This is a genomic window from Pseudanabaena sp. BC1403 (genome assembly GCF_002914585.1).
GTDB lineage: Bacteria > Cyanobacteriota > Cyanobacteriia > Pseudanabaenales > Pseudanabaenaceae > Pseudanabaena.
In genome coordinates this window covers 489,479-506,478 of sequence record NZ_PDDM01000001.1, presented here as the reverse complement: position 1 = coordinate 506,478, position 17,000 = coordinate 489,479, and the positions used below count along the sequence as shown (strand labels likewise).

Below are 17,000 nucleotides of genomic sequence, written 5' to 3'. Positions count from 1 at the left end.
TCTCACAAACCATTTAATCTCACAAATGAATTAGGGTTTCCATAGATTTGCCTTTAAAAGGAAAAATAAATTTTAAAAGCATTGCTTTGCAATGCTTTTAAAATTTATTGGTGTTTAAGCTGCCTGTTCTTCTAATTGATCTTTATGCAGCCAAATTACAGGGGTTGATACTTTTCCAAATTTAATCTGGACATAATCACCACGAAACTCTAACACTTCGCCCCAAGTCTCAAATAGATACGATGACCAGCGTGTATCATTTGCCGTTGCTTCAGGGCTATTTTCTAATTTTTCGCGAATAGCGCGAACAAGTGTGCCTTTTTTCAGTGCCATAGTGTTTAATGCAACAAATTATTAAGGATTTAAAACTACTAGTAGGTATTGTATAGCAAACCGATATTTTGTTCTCAGCGCCTACAGCAGTAAAAATAAATCGACTTAAGGATTTTTTTGTTAGCATAGCCCTATGAATTAGGTATAACTGCCATGTGCATCTGCATCAACTGCACCTATGTCGATCGCTGCATCACCTATCACGCTATTGAAGCACAACATTTGCAGCCGCATCTAACTGATTCCCCAGATTTTGAGGCAAACTCACCAACGGTTAATGTCAATATTAAAACGACATCTGGCGATATTCAAATGGAATGGGATGTTGTTGGTTGCGAAAGTTTCTCGGCAGAGATGGGGAAATGGATAAAATTACGCCCTGGGGATCTTGTTCCCACTTGACTCCAGAGATGTGAAATCGGAGATGTAGTATTTTGTCCTACATCTCTATTTCTCGTCAAAGAGTTTTGAAGAAGTCATAAATTAGGAATTCATGTCACAAATCATCAAACCATTATTACTATGTACCTTGCTAGGACTATCCTTTAGCGATTACTTCCTTCCTAATATTAAAGATATTGACCACAAAGATTCAGTTCTTGTAACTGCTAAAAGTAACCCATCAACCCATCAAAATTCACCTCAAAATAATTCTGAGAATATATCGAGTATAGATATTTCTGAAACTAAAGCCGAATATCAACGATTTATGCAGACGTTAAGCGATCGCAAAATCACCATCCTTCCCATAGACGAAGTTCTGCAAACTGTTTCTACTAAATTTCTTGGTGCAGCCTATCGCGAAGGTTTATTAGATCAAGATACAACTGAAAAGCTATTCGTATCACTTACAGATTTTGACTGTGTGCTATTTGTGGAGACAGTTTTAGCATTCTCTCGCAACTTGCGATCGCCAAGTCCCAGCTACGAGAACTTTGTAGAAAAGATCCAAGAAGTTCGTTATGCAGATGGCAAGCTAGATGGCTATTGCAGTCGTTTACATTATTTTTCAGAATGGATACGCGACAATCAGAAACGCAATATTGTGCGTGACCTCACATCTGAATTGGGAGGTGTTCCTCTCAATAAGAAATTAGACTTTATGAGTAGTAATTGGCAGAAATATCCACGCCTGAAAAATAATGAAGCTAATCATCAGTGTATTTTAGCAATGGAGCAGAAGATGGAGCAAGAGATGCGATCGCAACCATTACGATATATTCCATCTCGTAAGATTCGCTCTATCTATTCATTACTCAAAGCTGGCGACATTATTGCTGTGACTACGGATCTGAAAGGGCTAGATGCTACACATACAGGTTTTGTCTATCCTACTGCCAATGGAATAGGGTTCATCCATGCGTCACCATCAGGCAAGGTCAAAGTCTCTCCCGATTTACAACGTTACGTTGAAGGCGTTGATCATGCGATCGGAATTATGGTAGCGCGTCCCGTTAATTAACCAAAAATTGCAAAGCAAAACCCAAAAGATGAGTGTTGGCGCGAAGCACCACCACTCATCTTTTGGGTTTTATGTCTTAAGCAAAACTTACATTGATATATTTTGTTAATATTCTGACCGTCTAATCGTTAAACATGCCCATTCTTGACGCTTCCAGAATGTGGCGATCACCCATTTATGAGCATCAAGAGCTTCGGCAACTTTCTGTACTTGCTCAACCAAAATTCCACTTAAAATTCCCCAGCCATTCTCGTCAACAAGCTGATCGAAATAGGGAACCATATCAACGATGATGTCCGCAAGAATATTGCAAGTAAAGCCATTCGCTGGTGTAGGCATATTCGCAATCAAATCCTGAATACTACCCACTTGTACCCAGATTTTATCTTCAGGGATATCATTAAGTTGGCGATTGTGGTTAGTTGCCTTGATCGCCAGAATATCATTATCGATCGCATAGGTTTGACTTGCACCAATCAGCAAAGCCCCGATACTGAGAATACCCGAGCCACAACCAACATCGGCAACCACGATATTATCTTCGGGCTTTACACCCCATAAGCGCATTTCTAAGGCTTCTAAACAAAGTTGAGTGGTGGCATGAGCGCCCGTACCAAAGGCGCTACCAGGATCGAGACGCAAGATTTTGCGATCGCCATCAGTCGGCGGTTCAATCCAAGCAGGATAAACCACCAACATATCGCCAATTTCCTGTGGACTCCAATGTTGTTTCCAGCTAGATGACCAATCCTCATCGTTAATTACTGTCCATTGAGTAGCTGGGGCTTCGTAAGCAACTGCGATCGCATCTTGCTTTAGCCATAGAGCAAGCGCCGCTAGATCCAAAACACTACCCTTCTCAACTGGCAAATAGCTACTAACGCGAATCTGCCCATCTTTTTTTTGGCTTGCCATTCCTTGACAGCCAAAATTTTGTAACCGCCAAAAAATCTGCTCTTCTAGAGATTGCTCGGCTATAACTTGGATTTCCCACCAACTGTTGTTTGGTGCGATTAGCGAAGGTGACATCTGGCGCTTATGACTATGGTATGAATAATTATATTTTGAGGTATATGAGCGCGCAAAGCGCTGAATATCGTAACAATCTCTAACCTCTCTAATCTTGGATATATTCCTGTTGCTGTAACAGCGCTAATTCTGCTCGCTGTGCTTCGCGTCCTAGATATGCAGCATGGTCAAACAGTGTAACAGGACAAGGTTGAGTTTGTTCAAAGATTTCTACGCAGAGTTCCTTAGCAGTTCGCCCCGTAAATAACTGCATTGCTTGACGATCAACTTTGCCTCTAGCAGGAATTGGTTTACCTGTTTCAGGATCAACTGCTAAGCCTTGCTCATTAATGATGTTGCTGTAGTATTTAGCGCAAATCAAATTTTGTTGGCGATCGACATAAATAATAAAGTAACCGCTGGGATCAAGAGCTAGCGATCGCTTTGATAATTGATCATCAATGGCATGGAGTTGTTGTGCAAGTGAGTTCGTTTCAGCAGTCAAATTCATTAACTTTGAGGCAAGAGAATATTATTTATTAATCTTATGATACGACTTACAGCGCTGAAGTTTTGCAGAACCAACTAATCCTATACAATGAGACATAAGTACCTCAGCATAATTAAAAATCCAGAAATAAAATGCGTACCGCCTGCTACACGGACAGCACGCATTTTTTGGGTTTTAGATTTAGTTGTGCCTAGCTACATAGACTATGAAATAAAGGGGTGATCGCCATGCCAGCCAAAGTACTAGATGGACGCTACAAACTGATTAAACAAATTGGTGCAGGTGGATTTGGGCATACATTTATTGCTAGGGATATGCGTCGTCCTGGTTCGCCACCCTGCGTAGTTAAGCAACTAAAACCCGCTAGTGATGATCCCAATTTTATTCGTGAGGCGAGACGGCTATTTAACACTGAAGCTGAAACCCTAGAGAAACTTGGTAGCCACGATCAAATCCCACAATTGCTTGCCTATTTTGAGGAAGATAAGCAGTTCTTTTTAGTGCAAGAATTTGTGGAAGGGCGATCGCTCCATGATGAACTAAAAGCCTCACTACCTGATGTATCAGATTTAGATAATGCAGCTCAAGATCGTCTTTTTGCTGAGTTGGAAAATATTGATGCGCCAACCAGAGACAAACAACTAGGCGAAGTTGAAGTACTCAAGATTTTAAAAGATGTTCTTGATGTCTTGGACTTTGTTCATTCTGAAGGAGTGATTCATCGCGATATTAAGCCAGATAACTTAATTCGCCGTAAGAAAGATCAAAAGATAGTGCTGATCGATTTTGGTGCTGTCAAGGCAGTGCAAGATGCTAACACGCAACTTGTGGCTAACGAAAAAGGGGAATCGCGGTTTACAGTTACCATCGGTACACCTGGCTATATGCCCAGTGAGCAATGTGCAGGCAGACCGACTTATAACAGTGATATTTACGCTTTGGGCATGGTGGCAATTAAAGCTCTCACAGGGTATAGTCCTACCGATTTGCCAACCGATCCCGCTACAGGTGAGCTAGTCTGGCGGGATAAAGCACAGGTTAGCAACGGATTAGCAATGGTATTAACTCGTATGGTTCGCTATCACTATACGCAGCGCTACCAGTCAGTACGCGAGGTCAATCAAGGTATAACCACTTTTGCAACGATGACAGAAGTGGAACGTAAAGCAACTACAAGCAAGATCGTTAGGTCAACAATTCTAACTGGGACGGAGAATTCAAGTCTCTCCAATGTTCCTACTTCTTACAAATCTAGTTCTCAAACTCGTCGCTCAGTTCCAGCACCATCAGCTAGCTCTAATTCAGGGGTTCTCTTTCTATTTGGTGGGCTTTTGGCAGTAGTAGCAGTAATCGCGGCTTTTACTTTACCAGCGATGATGCGAAGTAATCAGCCACCAATTATTGTCAATAATCCATCAATTCCTGCCACTAAACCGCTCTCTACTGACCCTAGTCCTATAACAACGCCTACGAATACAGCAGTAAATCAAGCCCTAAATTTGGAAGCCAATAAAGAGTCTTTGGTTGTCCCTAACAAAATAGTAGGAGATGCTACTCACACTTATACAATTCAGGCTAAATCTGGGCAATTGCTGAGTACTTCGATTACTGGTACTGGACTATTACTTACTGTCCTGAATGCTCAGGGCATACCTCTCTCCAATGCTGTTAATGTTGTAAATGCTGATGTGCCAATTCCATCTGATGGAGCCTATGTAGTTCAATTAAAGGGAATTGGAGGCACTACTGAAATACCCTATCAATTAAAATTTAGTCTTAAGGATGCTGCGATCGCACAACCAACTGCTATTCCAACAACTCCTCCCTTAACTTCTCCATTAGTAACACCAACTCCAACATTGGGGACACCTGTTCCGAATCCTCCTACACCTGTGGCAACGCCAACACAAGCCCCACCACCACAGATAGAAATCAAAATTAGAAATAGATAAATTAAAGATGGTGCTTTGCACTATCTTGATAGCTGTTGCTAGTCTAGGGCAAAAGCAAACTCTAAGAAACCATTTAAGAATTATAGGACTTACGCAAATCAACCAAGAACTAAAGTTCTTGGCTCAAAGCTCAAGTCAGTTAAAACTGACTAAAGAAAGCCTCAAACCAACCTATTTCAACAGGTTTAAGCTTTTAGCCCGCAATTAATTGCAGGGTAGATGCGTAAGTCCTAAATTACTTTCTGCGGTCAAAAGCCCTAAGAGATCCCCCTCAATCCCCCTTAAAAAGGGGGAAGAATTTAATTCTCCCCCCTTTTTAAGGGGGGCTGGGGGGGATCTAGACAATTCTTAAATGGTTTCTAAAAGAGAGTTGCGGCGCTATGAGTCGCAACTCTCTTTTGGAGTTTGCTTAGCGGAAGCTATAAATTTGAGAACATTATGAAAATATATGGAATTGACTTTACTAGCGCACCTAGCAAAAACAAAGTAATCGCTTGTGCAGAAGCTTGGCTAGAATCAGATATTTTACATATTCAGAAGTTCCATCGTTTTATAGATTTTCCTTCTTTTATGGAATTTCTAATGCGATCGCCTGTCTGGATTGCAGGAGTAGATTTCCCATTGGGGCAACCTCGGAAATTAATCCAAAACTTACAATGGGGGAAAACTTGGGCGGAATATGTCGATCGCATAGGACAGATGAGTAAACAGGAGTTTGTGGAAACCTTAAATCAATATCGTCAAGATCGACCTGCGGGCGATCGCGAACATTTACGCCAAACTGATCGGGACGCAGGGGCAATTAGTCCGATGAAAGTCTATGGTGTGCCTGTAGGTAAAATGTTTTTTGAAGGTGCGCCAAGAATGTTGGCAGCAGGATTTAGTGTTTTGCCTTGTCATCCCACTAACGATCCACGAATTGTGATTGAGATTTATCCTGCGCTAATGTCAAGGAGCATAATCGGTAAACAGAGCTATAAATCTGATGATAAGCGCAAACAAACTACAGAAATGCAGTTTTTGCGTCAAGAAATAATTAATCAGGTGCGATCGCCTATATACAATACAAAGTATGGCTTTGTTGTCGAAATTGATAAACAGGTTACTTGTGAATGTGTGAGTGATGCTTCGGGCGATACGCTTGATGCTGTACTTTCCACAATCCAAGCAGCATTGGCTTTCCGACTACCCAATTATGGAATTCCTAAAAATTGCGATCACCTTGAAGGATGGATTTGTTCATAAAGCCCAAAATAGAGTTGCAGCGCGAAGCGGTGCAACTCTATTTTAAATAAAAAAGATAAATAAAAAAGAGCAAACTTGAGTTTGCTCTTTTTTATTTGAAATTTGATTTATCTAATTTAAGAGTTGATGGACTTTTAGTTCCAATCATAGAAGAAACTCCAAAAGCCAATCTCTAAGCGTGCACAACTTCGTTACTAGTTGTTTTTTTCCAGCCTCTAGGCAACTTCAAATCATCAGGATCGACGTAATGACAAGCATAGTCATCTAAACAGATTAAAGCCCAACCATTGCCATCAATATTGACGAGTTTATAAGAAGCTTCCAACACAAAAAAACCTTTGTGGTTGCGGGTGTCGGGCTTTACTCTGACATTTTCTAAAATCATTTTATTAACTTCCTTCTAAATAAAAAATTGTCACTTAGCTGTAATTAAAAAGTTATCAGCTTCAGTTATTTATATTTATGTAGCCTAGCACTCTTGACAAAAATCCTGTGTTAAGATTTTCTGACAAAAGAGCTACTCTTATGAAGTTCTATGACGTTAGATAAAGTTATTTATTGAATTTCAACAATTACAATTCATAAATGTTGACAGCAACCCGAAATTATTAAGAATACAAAGGCTGGATTTTAGCTCAGCACCCAGTCTCTAACCTTTTCAAGGGCTTTCCAATCTGGACGACGGCGCAATCCTTCTTCAAAATTCTCAACAATTTCTGGCTTAATATCTTTCAAAATCATTAGCCAATTTTGAGCAGCCTCAACTTGCTCGCGAACCCCTTTTTGAGATAGCTCTAACATGGCGATCGCTAGATTAATGTGTCCTTGGGGATCTTCAGGAGAAATTTTGACTGCTTTCTGTCCTGCCTTGATCGCGAGCTTGGCATTGTTATCTAGTAAGTACAACCAAGATAGACAAATCCAGCCGCTAGCAACTTTAGGCTGGCGTTCGCATACTTTTTCAAACACAGGAATTAATTCCGCCGCAGATTCACCTTGTTTGTAGCGTTCTAAACCTTGAGTGAATAAATCTTCTGCAATTTCTGTATTCATTGAGCGAATCAAAACTCCAAAGCCGTATTTTTTGCCTTAATGATATTAGCATCAAATTAGAGCACAACTTATCAACTAAAAAGTCTCACTGATTTTTAGTGGCGCGGCGAAGCCGCGCCACTAAAAATTTAAATCCCAGAACATTATGAGTCAGCGTATATCCATTATTAATGTTGGCATTGACACAACTAGTTATGTAGATACTTGCGATCGCATTGCCACTCTCGTCCAGCAAGCGACATTTTGCTACATTATTGCCGCGAATGTGCATGTGGTAATGACAGCCTATTGGGATCGTAACTATCGCCAAGTATTAGAAAATGCCGAAATTGTTACCCCTGATGGGATGCCGCTTGTATGGGGGCTACGATCGCTAGGGGTAAAAAACCAGCAGAGAGTTTATGGGCCAGATCTAATGCTTGCTTGGTGTGATCGCGCAGCTCAAGAAAATCTACCTATTTATCTTTTTGGCTCAACGGACGAAACGCTTAATAAATTAGAGCAGAAATTAAAATTGCGCTTTCCAGATTTAGCGATCGCAGGCAAACATGCCCCACCTTATTTCGAGCTTGAAAATCCCAACTTTGAGATGCTGTTAGCTGAAGATATTGAACTTATTTCTAAATCAGGTGCAAAAGTTGTATTTGTTGCCCTTGGTTGTCCTAAGCAAGAATTTTGGATGAGCCACGCCCAACATCGATTGGCGGCAGTGATGATCGGGGTGGGTGCTGCCTTTGATTTTCATAGTGGACAGGTTTCACAAGCTCCACAATGGATGATGGCGATTGGGCTTGAATGGTTATATCGCTTTAGTCAAGAGCCAATTCGTCTGTGGCAGCGCTATTTGATAAATAATCCCTGTTTTGTAATTTTATTTGGGATGCAACATTTGCGGCGAATTTTTCAAAGCCCAAAAGCTAGAGGCGACGCTTCGCGTCGCCTCTAGCTTTTGAGAGTTGCGGTGCGAAGCGTCGCCTCTAACTCAAAACCCAAATGAGAGTTGCGGCGCGAAGCGCCGCAACTCTCATTTGGGTTTTGATTGGAGACAGCATTTGGGCAAGATAATGAACAGGGACTTAAACAAAGCAAATTTTGTGATGCACAATCAGATCAAGAGCAAAAGAGGAATATGAGAGTGAGTAGCGATCGCAAACCAACCAAGAAGCACACCGAGCAATGTGCAAAAAAATACGACATTCGAGCTGGTAACCAGATCAAACAATGGTCAATGGTCGAGTGCAACTGGTTGCGATCGCTATTCCTAATTGCTAGCGACACCTTGGGATTGGGCATAGCATGGCAAGTTTCTCGGAGACTCAATCAAGACTTTTCACCCCTACCGCCAGAACTTAATTGGGGCGAATTTGCAGGATTTACGGGTTTGTTTTGGGCTTTTGCAGCTGCGATCGTCACAGGATTTGCTTATCACAACTTTTATCGAGGAGAGTCACAATGGCGTAACTATGTAAAGCAAGCTCAAGTCATTAGCAGCGTTTACATGGCATCTTTGGTGGTCAGCTATTTTTATAGCCCTACAGTTGATGCCCCGCGATCGCTGTTTTTTCCAGCATGGATTGGCAGCATAGTCATGATTATCGGATTACGCTTGCTATTAACTTTGCTCTTTGATCAGTTTCCGATCGCCAGAATCCATACGCCAGTTTTTATCATTGCGCCTAGCGATCGCTTATCATACTTAGCCAAAATTGTCGAAAAAAGAACTGGCTATAAAGTTGTCGGGGTACTTACTTCTTCTCTCGCTAATACTTCACACGCAATACAATCTATTATTAGTTCTGGGGCAAAAGAGGTGATTGCGGAAGGCTTGCCAGAAACACAACTTGCTTCTCAATTATATTGGCAGCTTCGCAATGCGGGAATTGGACTAAGGCTAGTTCCATCTAGCTTAATGCTACTTCATCGGCGCGGTACTCCAGAGATTTTTGCATCAATGCCCATGATTCGGATTGAGTCATCGCTGTTAGCGAATTGGGAATATATTTTTAAGCGCTGTTTGGATTTGGTCGCTGCCTTTCTTGGGTTAATAGTTTTATCGCCAGTATTTATTGGAGTTGCGATCGCGATTAAAACTAGCTCTAAAGGGAGTGTGTTTTATACTCAAGATCGCATTGGCTTACAGGGGCAATCTTTCCGTATGTGGAAGTTTCGCAGCATGTTTATGGATGCCGATCGCCGCCAATCAGAACTAGAACACCTAAACAAAAGTTCCGATGGTGTCATGTTCAAAATCGAACAAGATCCACGCATAATTCCGATTGGACATTTTTTGCGTTCTACAAGTCTGGATGAACTTCCACAACTATTCAATGTGCTAATTGGACAGATGAGTCTGGTTGGCCCACGTCCTTTGCCCGTCAGGGATGTGGCAAGATTTACCAGTTGGCATCATACAAGGCATTTAGTTATGCCAGGGATTACAGGTTTATGGCAAATTTCAGGGCGATCGGATTTAGATACAATTGATGATGTGGCAAAATTAGATCTTTTCTATATAGATCGCTGGTCACTAAATTTTGATTTGGAAATTCTCATTGAGACTCTAAGGCTAGTTTTATTTGGTAAGGGTGCATATTAAGGCAAATTTCCACATAAAAACTAAAGCCAGAAAAGATAAATCGCCCGCTGCGCGGGCGATTTATCTTTTCTGGCTTTAAGGTTTCTTTTGCTTAGCAACTTAATGCCAAGTGTCATTTTTTATCTTTTTTTCATCAAAACCCTTTGCCGAGTATTGCAAAAGACAAAATTTTTTGAACCTATCCGACTATAATTCAATAGCATTCATCCTTAAAACTCTTTACGAAGGTAATTAAAATGAGCGAAGAACAAAAGTCAGGGATTGGTGGATTTGTAAGTGGCTTACAGCAGAAAGCTGGGGAAGTGGCTGAAGGACTCAAAGACAAGGCTGAAGGAGTTATCGGCGAAGAAAACGTCAAGAAAGTTTCTGATGTTCTAAACACAGATGTTGGTGTCATGGCTAAAGATTCTGCTGGTAAAGCAGTTGATGCGCTAGAGAATCTTACTGGTCGTGACATTGATGGTGATGGCGATATTGGTGGTAAGCCACAAGCTTAGTAAAACCCAAAAAGATAAATAGCCCGCTGCGCGGGCTATTTATCTTTTCGGGTTTTAAGGTTTCTTTTATTTAACGACAAATCATTAATAAAGACGGCATTTATGCCGTCTTTATTAATGATTATGGATCGAACCATCGGGCATAATCGTTCCAAATAGATTTGCTTCAGATAAACTAACTCCATTCAGATTGGCAAGTCGTAAATTAGCTTTAACTAAATTAGTACCAATCAAAAATGCAGCATCTAGTTTTGCTGAAACCAGTTGTGCTCCTGTCAAAATTGCCCCGTTTAAATTTGCATTACTTAAAATTGCATCACTTAAGATTGTATCTTCCAAATTACTATCACTCAGATCAGCATTGCTCAGAATTGCATTGCTCAGAACCGCATTTTTTAAATTTGCGTGCCTTAAATTAGCATTACTTAAATTGGCATTACTGAGAATTGCATCAGCTAAGTTAGCATGACAAAGATTAGCCTGATTAATAGCAGCATTACTCAAATCACATTCTTGCAAATTGGCATTGCTCAGATTTGCGTTGTAAAGCTTTGAGTCTGACAGATTGCTATTACTAAGATCAGCAAATTCTAGATTTGCGTTAGTTAAATCACTGCGGTGGAGATCAGCATTTGTGAGATTAACATTGCTCAAAATGGCATTGCTTAAGTTTGTCTCACTTAAATTGGCATTGCTCAAATCACTTTCGTCTAAGTCTGCACCACTCAAATTAGCACCATTAAAATGAGCTTTAGTAAGATCGGCTCCTTGTAAGTTTGCCATACTCAGATCGCATCTTTCTAAACAAGCTTCTCTTAGATGAGCTTTGCTCAAATAGGCTCCACTCACCTCAGCATCTTTAAGATTTACTTTATACAAATCTGCTTCTCGCAAATTTGCTTTTACGAGATCAGAACCACTGAGATTCGCACCTAATAAATTAGCATTACTCAAATTTGTCCAGCGCAAGTTTACTCCACTCAAATCTGCTTCGCGGAGATTGGCACGTCTTAAGTTAGTACCACTCAAATTAGGGATAATCTCAGGATTTTCTAGTCGCCATCTATTCCAACTGGCTGCTCCTTGTTTCAGTATCGCAAGATGTTCTGAGTTTCCCATATGTCTCTTCCTTTTACACCATGATCTCGTTTAGATGTAGTGTTTATTTAGAGGGTTATACTCGCATTGATTATCACTTGGCGAAACAAGAAAAAGTCAGTAATTAAGGTGTTGCTGTCGCCAGTTTTATTACAATGCTTTTCGCTCAATCTAGAACAAAAAGAAGTTTAGGACTTACGCATCTGCCCTGCAATAAATTGCGGGCTAAAAGCTTAAACCTGTTGAAACAGGTTGGTTTGAGGCTTTCTTTAGTCAGTTTTAACTGACTTGAGCTTTGAGCCAAGAACTTTAGTTCTTGGTTGATTTGCGTAAGTCCTAAAGTTATTTGTTTACATGTATAGCAATGCAAACGGAGTATACTCTAACTAGCAATAGCTATAAACCTGTGAAGAATTATGTCTTCCAATTATTCTGAAATTTCTTTAGAGTGGATACAAGATCGATCGCAGGTTTTGCAGCCCTATCTAATTACCAAGGCTGAGCGAGGAATTATTGGAAAGAGTCGCTATGCGATGAGGCTTCGTCAAGAGATTAAAAGTGCCAGTGAAGATCGGCAGCCAGTATTGATTCTTGGCGAACCTGGACTGGATAAAGATAATATTGCGGCTTTGATTCATTTTAATTCGGCATATAGACGGGAAGCGATCGCAAAAGTAAATTGCAGCCTTGTCCAAACCAGTGGTGCAGATTTATTTGGACGTGCAGATGGCAATCATGGACTATTAACATATTTGGGAAAAGGAACTCTAGTTTTAAATAACATCCAAGAGCTACCCAATGAATTGCGCCCCCAGATTGTGCAGCTTCTAAAAAACGGAACTTTTAGACGAGTCGGAAGTAATGCAACCGATGCGCCTTTAACCTGTGAATCGCGGATCATTATGGTCTCTGAAAAACGTCAATCTACCTGTGAGTCATATGTTAAACATTCGATCAAGGTTCCATCGCTGAGAGTGCGAAAAGCCGATATTAAACCACATGTGGAATATTACATAAGTTTGTTCTGTCGCGATCGCGGTATTCCTAAACCAACTATTACTGCTGAAGCTCTACGTGGCCTCCAAAGCTATGATTTCACAGGAAATTTAAAAGAACTACAATTATTGGTAGAACGAGCAATATTACAGTCACAGGGTGCGCCATCGCTAAACGAATCAGTGTTTTGGTCAACCCAACCTAAGGGTAAAAAGTTTCGCTTTAATCTACTCAATGTCTATCCTAATCTGCGTCGGTTTCTACGTAGTGACTGGTTTCCTGATCGCCTTAACTATGGATTTACGTTCGCTTTTTTTGCGATCGTAGTTGCCATGCTGTTTTTAGCTCCTCAAACTCGCGAGCAAAATATTGCGCTTAACTTTTTTTGGGCATGGTGGTGGCCATTAATTTTAATTAGCTTTCCCTTTGTGGGAAGACTATGGTGTTCTATCTGTCCGTTTATGATTTATGGAGAGGTAGTGCAGAGGCTCTCTCTATGGCTATTTCCACGCCAGCTTAAACATTGGAATCGAGATGTTTCTGAACGTTGGGGTGGATGGTTTTTATTCGGTCTATTTGTGCTGATCTACTTATGGGAAGAGCTTTGGGATTTACAAAATACTGCCTATCTTTCTGCATATTTATTGCTATTGATTACGGCAGGAGCGATGATCTGTTCGCTGATTTTTGAACGCAGGTACTGGTGTCGCTATCTCTGTCCCATTGGAGGGATGAATGGACTATTTGCAAAACTCTCAATGACGGAATTACGCGCTCAACAAGGAACTTGTTCGGCTGAATGTACGACCTATCAATGCTATAAAGGCGGCGTAAAAAAAGGCGAAGGTCTAGAGACAAATGGATGTCCGCTTTATTCTCATCCTGCTCAACTACAAGACAATCGAGACTGTGTGCTATGTATGACTTGCCTCAAGGCTTGCCCCCATAGGTCTGTGGAGTTTAATCTTCGTCCTCCCGCAATTGAATTATGGACAACCCATGTACCACGCACCTATGAAGTTGCTTTGCTCTTGTTACTGCTTGGTGGTGCATTTTTGCATCGCTTACCAGAAATCACCTCGTTTTTTGGTCTGCCGACTATTACAGCAGCATTCTTTCCCCATTTGGCAGTATCTCTACTCATTCTGATTGTCGCTGCGGCAATTCCCTTAATTACTTATGGGATCATGCGATCGCTCTACTTTCTCACAATTATCTGGAGAAAGAATTGCGAAGACAATCAGCTTCCTTTTAGTATTACAGCCTGTAAACCCAGATCGTTTATCCAGCTCGCCTATGGATATTTACCTTTAGTTCTAGGTGCAAATCTAGCGCATTATTTACGTCTATTTCTCCAAGAGGCGGGTCGGGTGTTACCAGTTACTTGGGCGACTTTTGGGCTGGATGGTTCGACATTGCCGATTTTTATTGCTCATCCTGCGGTAATTTCCTTTTTGCAAGGAACCACATTAATTTTCTCTGTGCTTTTGACATGGGTGCTAACGCAAAAGATTGCCAAGCAGCCTTGGCGATCGCTGATACCTCAACATTTGAGTGCGGTCATTTTAGCGATCGCTTTGTGGATAGTTATTGTTGCCCCTACGTAAAACACAACATAAAAAGATGAGAGATGGTGCAAAGCACCATCTCTCATCTTTTTATGTTGCAATCATCTGATCGTATAGTTGAGCCGTTTTTTCAAGCATGATTTCGCTTGAAAAAAGTTGACGATAGCGACTATAACCATCTTTTGCAAAGCGATCGCGTAGATCTTGATCAGCAATTAGTTCGGCAAGCTTAGCCGCCAAACTGTCAGGATCGCGAGGCATGACGATAAAACCTGTTTGGCAATCGCTTACTTGTTCAGCAATACCACCCACACGAGTTCCGACTACTGGCTTTCCTTGAGACATTGCTTCTGCACAAGCAAGACTGCAAGCTTCTTGGAGCGAAGGCAATACAAAAATGTCAAACAGTTGCATCAAGTTCGGTAAACCATCAAGATAGCCCGTGAAAATCACGCGATCGCCTATATCTAAATCTTGAGCTTCTTGTTTAAGAGAAGCTTCTAAATCACCGTTTCCTGCAATTACTAAACGCAGGTTTTCTCCTTGCAATTTTGCAAAAGCCTGAAGTAAATAGGTTAGCCCTTTTGCCTCATCTAGTCGAGCTGCTGTCCCAAGGATGATTTGATTTGCTGGGTCTAGTTGAAATTTCTTGGTGAGTTCTAATGATTTATCAGAATCGAGAATTGGCTCTTTGACTCCGTTGTAAATCAAATGGAGCTTTTTTTCACTTAATCCCAATTCCCGTAAAAGATTATATTCAGCTTCACAAACACAAATTACGCGATCGGCAAACCAATTGCTAAACCAGCATGACATTTGATAACTAAATCTTGCTCCTAGTCCATGAAAGCCATGTACAGTATAGAGAATAGGAACTTTTTTTAATACTAAATATACAGCTAGCATTAATTCGTGAGCGCCGTGAACATGCACAAGATCGATCGCCTGTTCTCTTTGGATTTCCTTGATTCTTGCGATCAGTTCTGGAAAGCCTTTAAATACATTAATCTCCCACTTTGTATATTCACGCTGCGAAATTGGTAAAGCTCGAAATTTGGGTGCACCTTTGCCATCTGGGGCTAATAGCGATATTTTGTAGCGATCTCGTAGTCCTTCAATGAGGCTAAGGGCTTGCTTTTCTGTGCCACCTTGATTGAGGTAGGGAAGAATGAATAAAATGTGTTTTTTCACTGTATATGACAATTACTTTTTGCTATGCTGTCAGCAAATTGAACATAGTTATAGCAGTTATAATTGAGGCAAGTCAAAACCCCAAAGATAGAGGTGTGGCAATGGTGCAAGCATTAGTTAACTGCGATCGCATGACTTTTGAAGAGTTTATCGATTGGTATCCCGAAGATGGTAGACGCTATGAGCTATATAGAGGAGCAGTTAGAGAAATTATGACCACGGGTACACATGAAGATACTAGCGGTTTTTTTGTTGCCGAATTAAATTTTGAAATTCGGAGATGTAGCTTGCCATTCTCAATTCCTAGAGCCTGTCTATTAAAACCAGAAATGGCTGAGACAGGTTTTATTCCTGATGTGGTGGTCCTCGATCGGCGGGAATTGGTAAATGAACCTCTTTGGCAGAAGTCTTCAGTAATTCAAAGTGGAAAGACTGTGCCTCTGGTTATTGAGGTGGTGAGTACAAATTGGCGCAATGACTATGCGGTGAAGTTGACAGAATATGAGGCAATGGGAATTGCCGAATATTGGATTGTGGACTATTTAGCTTTAGGAGCAGTGCGTCATATTGGTAAACCGAAGCAGCCAACGGTGACAGTTTGCAAATTAATCGAAGGAGAGTATCAGCTATTTCTATTTACTGCTGGTCAAAGGATTGAATCGGATATTTTCCCCGAACTAAATTTGATGACTGATGCAATTTTTCAAGCTGCTATTGAGGTTGCAGGATAAGCCTTGCCGAAGGTTTTCACACTATCCTAGACTTAATGGCATTTCGAGAGAATGCTCCAACAAAAATTCCCGATCGCATAACACCTTCTTTGTCGCACCATCATAGACAATTTTACCCTCACTCAAGACGACAGTGCGATCGCATAGCTCTAGAACTAAGTCCAAATCGTGAGTAGCAATTAATTGAGTTTCGGGCAAAGTATGCAAAAGCTGGATTAACTGACGGCGCGATCGCGGATCGAGCTGGGCAGATGGCTCATCAAATACTAAGACCTGCGGCTGCATCGCTAAAACCCCTGCGATCGCAACTCTCTTCTTTTCACCACCAGAAAGATTATGAGATAGCCTCTCTCGATATTTTGCAACATCTAGCCCGACTGCCACCAAAGCCTCTGCTACCCTTGTTTTTAGCTCATCTCCTCGGAGTCCTTGATTCATTAAACCAAAGGCAACATCTTCCCAAACCGTTGGCATAAATAATTGATCATCTGGATTTTGAAACACTAGCCCAACAAAATTCCGAATTGCGGCGAAATTGCTGGGCTTGACGACCATCTCACCGACCACGATTTCGCCCTGTTGTGGCATGAGAATACCGTTCAGATGCAAAAGTAATGTTGACTTTCCAGAACCATTGGCTCCAATGAGTCCCACCCTCTCGGTTGCAGCGATCTGGAGATTAATCCCTTTTAGCGCCTGAATACCATCAGGATAGCAATAACTGAGGTTTTCAATAGAAATAGGATTGTGATGCAAAGC

The 17,000-nt window shown here is 41.1% G+C and carries 17 protein-coding genes; 9 read left to right on the top strand and 8 right to left on the bottom strand.

What is annotated here, in order from left to right:
- Positions 1–114 precede the first annotated feature (114 nt).
- The gene (ndhO, locus tag CQ839_RS02340) at positions 115–333 is read right to left on the bottom strand and encodes an NAD(P)H-quinone oxidoreductase subunit O (RefSeq protein WP_103666650.1); all 219 of its coding nucleotides are present in this window, start codon (positions 331–333) and stop codon (positions 115–117) included.
- Between the two features lie 153 nt (positions 334–486).
- Here ndhO and CQ839_RS02335 point away from each other — a divergent pair, with 153 nt between their 5' ends.
- Positions 487–735 carry a Ycf34 family protein gene (locus tag CQ839_RS02335; RefSeq protein ID WP_103666649.1) on the top strand — a complete coding sequence of 83 codons (249 nt, stop codon included), beginning with the start codon at positions 487–489 and terminating at the stop codon, positions 733–735.
- Between the two features lie 91 nt (positions 736–826).
- Entirely contained in the window at positions 827–1,795 is a 969-nt protein-coding gene (locus CQ839_RS02330; RefSeq protein ID WP_103666648.1) for an N-acetylmuramoyl-L-alanine amidase-like domain-containing protein, read from the top strand.
- A gap of 105 nt (positions 1,796–1,900) precedes the next feature.
- On the opposite strand, the gene prmA is transcribed toward CQ839_RS02330, so the two are convergent.
- Positions 1,901–2,824 (bottom strand): 50S ribosomal protein L11 methyltransferase, encoded by a 924-nt coding sequence (gene prmA / locus CQ839_RS02325; RefSeq protein ID WP_103666647.1) that lies wholly within the window; start codon positions 2,822–2,824, stop codon positions 1,901–1,903.
- Between the two features lie 88 nt (positions 2,825–2,912).
- A complete protein-coding gene (locus CQ839_RS02320; RefSeq protein WP_103666646.1) occupies positions 2,913–3,314 on the bottom strand; it encodes a DUF4346 domain-containing protein in 402 nt (133 codons plus the stop codon).
- A gap of 227 nt (positions 3,315–3,541) precedes the next feature.
- Between CQ839_RS02320 and CQ839_RS24950 the strand changes: the two genes are divergently transcribed.
- Positions 3,542–5,266 (top strand): serine/threonine-protein kinase, encoded by a 1,725-nt coding sequence (locus CQ839_RS24950; protein ID WP_181016056.1) that lies wholly within the window; start codon positions 3,542–3,544, stop codon positions 5,264–5,266.
- A 438-nt stretch (positions 5,267–5,704) separates the two neighbouring features.
- On the top strand, positions 5,705–6,511 hold the full coding sequence (locus tag CQ839_RS02305; RefSeq protein ID WP_103666644.1) for a DUF429 domain-containing protein: 807 nt from the start codon (positions 5,705–5,707) through the stop codon (positions 6,509–6,511).
- A 172-nt stretch (positions 6,512–6,683) separates the two neighbouring features.
- On the opposite strand, the gene CQ839_RS02300 is transcribed toward CQ839_RS02305, so the two are convergent.
- Positions 6,684–6,896 (bottom strand): hypothetical protein, encoded by a 213-nt coding sequence (locus tag CQ839_RS02300; RefSeq protein ID WP_103666643.1) that lies wholly within the window; start codon positions 6,894–6,896, stop codon positions 6,684–6,686.
- Between the two features lie 245 nt (positions 6,897–7,141).
- A complete protein-coding gene (locus tag CQ839_RS02295; RefSeq protein ID WP_103666642.1) occupies positions 7,142–7,564 on the bottom strand; it encodes a hypothetical protein in 423 nt (140 codons plus the stop codon).
- A gap of 145 nt (positions 7,565–7,709) precedes the next feature.
- Between CQ839_RS02295 and CQ839_RS02290 the strand changes: the two genes are divergently transcribed.
- The 3 genes from CQ839_RS02290 (at position 7,710) to CQ839_RS02280 (ending at position 10,657) form a co-directional block, all read left to right on the top strand.
- A complete protein-coding gene (locus CQ839_RS02290; protein ID WP_103666641.1) occupies positions 7,710–8,510 on the top strand; it encodes a WecB/TagA/CpsF family glycosyltransferase in 801 nt (266 codons plus the stop codon).
- 183 nt (positions 8,511–8,693) lie between these two features.
- Positions 8,694–10,160, top strand: a complete 1,467-nt coding sequence (locus CQ839_RS02285) for a sugar transferase (RefSeq protein WP_103666709.1) — start codon at positions 8,694–8,696, stop codon at positions 10,158–10,160.
- Between the two features lie 236 nt (positions 10,161–10,396).
- Complete coding sequence (locus tag CQ839_RS02280) at positions 10,397–10,657, top strand: hypothetical protein (RefSeq protein ID WP_103666640.1); 261 nt, start codon at positions 10,397–10,399, stop codon at positions 10,655–10,657.
- 114 nt (positions 10,658–10,771) lie between these two features.
- On the opposite strand, the gene CQ839_RS02275 is transcribed toward CQ839_RS02280, so the two are convergent.
- Positions 10,772–11,776, bottom strand: a complete 1,005-nt coding sequence (locus tag CQ839_RS02275) for a pentapeptide repeat-containing protein (RefSeq protein ID WP_103666639.1) — start codon at positions 11,774–11,776, stop codon at positions 10,772–10,774.
- A 395-nt stretch (positions 11,777–12,171) separates the two neighbouring features.
- On the opposite strand from CQ839_RS02275, the gene CQ839_RS02270 reads away from it, so the two are divergent.
- Positions 12,172–14,358: a sigma 54-interacting transcriptional regulator gene (locus CQ839_RS02270; RefSeq protein WP_103666638.1), complete on the top strand. Its 2,187-nt coding sequence runs from the start codon at positions 12,172–12,174 to the stop codon at positions 14,356–14,358.
- Between the two features lie 51 nt (positions 14,359–14,409).
- Here CQ839_RS02270 and CQ839_RS02265 read toward each other — a convergent pair whose 3' ends face one another.
- Complete coding sequence (locus CQ839_RS02265) at positions 14,410–15,510, bottom strand: glycosyltransferase family 4 protein (protein ID WP_103666637.1); 1,101 nt, start codon at positions 15,508–15,510, stop codon at positions 14,410–14,412.
- A 101-nt stretch (positions 15,511–15,611) separates the two neighbouring features.
- Here CQ839_RS02265 and CQ839_RS02260 point away from each other — a divergent pair, with 101 nt between their 5' ends.
- The gene (locus CQ839_RS02260; protein ID WP_103666708.1) at positions 15,612–16,241 is read left to right on the top strand and encodes a Uma2 family endonuclease; all 630 of its coding nucleotides are present in this window, start codon (positions 15,612–15,614) and stop codon (positions 16,239–16,241) included.
- Between the two features lie 21 nt (positions 16,242–16,262).
- Here the strand turns inward: CQ839_RS02260 and CQ839_RS02255 are convergent, their stop codons facing one another.
- Positions 16,263–16,997, bottom strand: a complete 735-nt coding sequence (locus tag CQ839_RS02255) for an energy-coupling factor ABC transporter ATP-binding protein (protein ID WP_103666636.1) — start codon at positions 16,995–16,997, stop codon at positions 16,263–16,265.
- Positions 16,998–17,000: the final 3 nt, after the last annotated feature.